The following is a 1,895-nucleotide window of genomic DNA, read 5'->3' on the forward strand; positions in this document are numbered from 1 at the left end:
AGAGCAGCGGTACGATGTCAAGACCCTGAATGAAGGAGATTCTCGCGTACCGTCACTTTTTCAGGGGGTGTCCCGAAAAACGGCAAACGCAAACTAAACCTGCCCTACCTAGAATTTCAGATATTTCCTATTGAACTAGGAAATAGGCGGTTTTGAAATGAGGCCTATGTCATCCGTGTTGTCGGATCACCTCTCTGGGTTCGTAAAGTCGGTTGGTTCGGAGCAGATGGTCGACCAACCGCACCAGTTTACGAGCTGTAAGCGCAAGGGCACGTTTTTCGGCATATTTGGCCGGCTCGGCCGCTTTGAGACTGAAGTATTGCGCAAACACAGTGTCGTGCACCTGAACACTCTTTGCGGCTTCGGTGAAGTAATACTTCAGATAGCGGTTGCCGGATTTAATAAGCCGGGATTCAACGCCTTTGAAATCGCCGGATTGGCTTTCCGTCCAAGCGAGGCCTGCGTACTTGGCAAGCGCCATTTGGTTCGGGAACCGCTGGATGTCGCCAATCTCCGAGAGGAGGCCGGCAGCAAAGATTGGGCCGATTCCCGGCACTGACGTCAGTGTTTGCGGGATGGTAGCCAGATGCTCTTCAATGGCTTTCTGCAAGGACTTGGCCTGTTCCTGAAGCGAACGGATAATCCGGATGTTGGACGCCATCGCCAGATTCACGGCATCGGTCATCGCCTTGGGCAAACGATAGGAAGAGCGGGCCGCTTTCTGCAGTGCCTGTGCGACCTCCTGCGGGTTCTCAAAGCGGTTTTTGCCGCACCGGGCAACGAACGCCACAAGACCCTCCAGCGGCATGTCGATGAGGGTCTCGACGCTGGCGAAGTGCTCCATCACCGCAAGGCTCGTCGCCGACGTTTTCTTGCCGAACGGCCCGACCGAATAGCTGCTGAACTTCAGGAACAAATTGGTCAGCAGGAAATTGGTCTCCCGTGTCAAACATTGAGTAACGTGGAAACGAGTCCGGCACAGGCGCTGCAACGCAGCGTTGGTCTCGCTCCACGTGAAGGCACGGGGTAGATGACCGGATCGGAGCTTCGCGGCGATGAACCAGGCGTCTACCCTGTCGTTTTTTGGGGCGTCCAGGAAGTGAGTTTTCTTGAACACCTTGATGAGACTGGGGTTGAACACATAGACGCTGTGTTCATACGGCGCGAAGCGAAGCACGCTCTCCAGGTACCGGGCGAGATGGCTGGAATAACAGCCGGTCGCCTCCAGGCCGAAGCGGATGTGAGTAAGGTTATGCTTGTGCATGAGGGCAACAATCCGCTCCTGGAGCGCAAGTACGCCGGGCTCGTCGTTGGTCACGGTGAAGCGGCTTACGGATTTGGCGGTGTCGCCTTCGGGAAGGCAACAGACGACGTTGTTCTTACTGCTTACATCGATCCCGACAAACAAGATGTGGGACATGGAAATCACCTCCTTTGCGATGGACTCGGCGCTACGGTCCTGGGATGTCCTTGGGAAAGCTCTCCGCTTACAGCCTTGCGAGCTATTGGCATACACCGCGGCCCATCGGTGCACGAACCTTCCTCTGCGATGCGGAAGGGATGGCGCCTGGCGGGATACAGTCAGCGTGTTGGAAAATACGGAAGAGGCCAAGGGTACATTCTCAAGATGGAAGAACTCGAATGATCGAGTCTACAGGAGAGAAAGGAACATTCCCGTCGGTAGCACCTAATGGCATTTTCCCAAAGACAGCCCAAGATCGTAAACACCAAAACGTTATGTCCCTTCGGGACGACCTCCCGCGCCTTCGCTTGGGCTACGTCCGCAAGCCGGGAAACACTTTCGATTCATTTTTCAAAGATCACTGTCTTAAAGAGTCTAAAAAAATATTCAAGAGCAACCACCAATCGGTAGCTGCTCTTAGCATACAAGGAGA

The 1,895-nt window shown here is 54.5% G+C and carries 2 protein-coding genes; one reads left to right on the forward strand and one right to left on the reverse strand.

Annotated elements, in window-relative coordinates; genetic code table 11:
* Nucleotides 1–169: 169 nt before the first annotated feature.
* Complete coding sequence (locus EXY20_RS38690) at nt 170–1,420, reverse strand: IS110 family RNA-guided transposase (protein WP_135557781.1); 1,251 nt, start codon at nt 1,418–1,420, stop codon at nt 170–172.
* Between the two features lie 221 nt (nt 1,421–1,641).
* On the opposite strand from EXY20_RS38690, the gene EXY20_RS39645 reads away from it, so the two are divergent.
* Nucleotides 1,642–1,895, forward strand: a 254-nt coding sequence (locus tag EXY20_RS39645) for a hypothetical protein (protein ID WP_207671415.1), incomplete at its 3' end; no start/stop codon positions are given.

It is taken from the genome of Paenibacillus cymbidii (genome assembly GCF_004764705.1).
GTDB classification, from domain to species: domain Bacteria; phylum Bacillota; class Bacilli; order Paenibacillales; family NBRC-103111; genus Paenibacillus_AN; species Paenibacillus_AN cymbidii.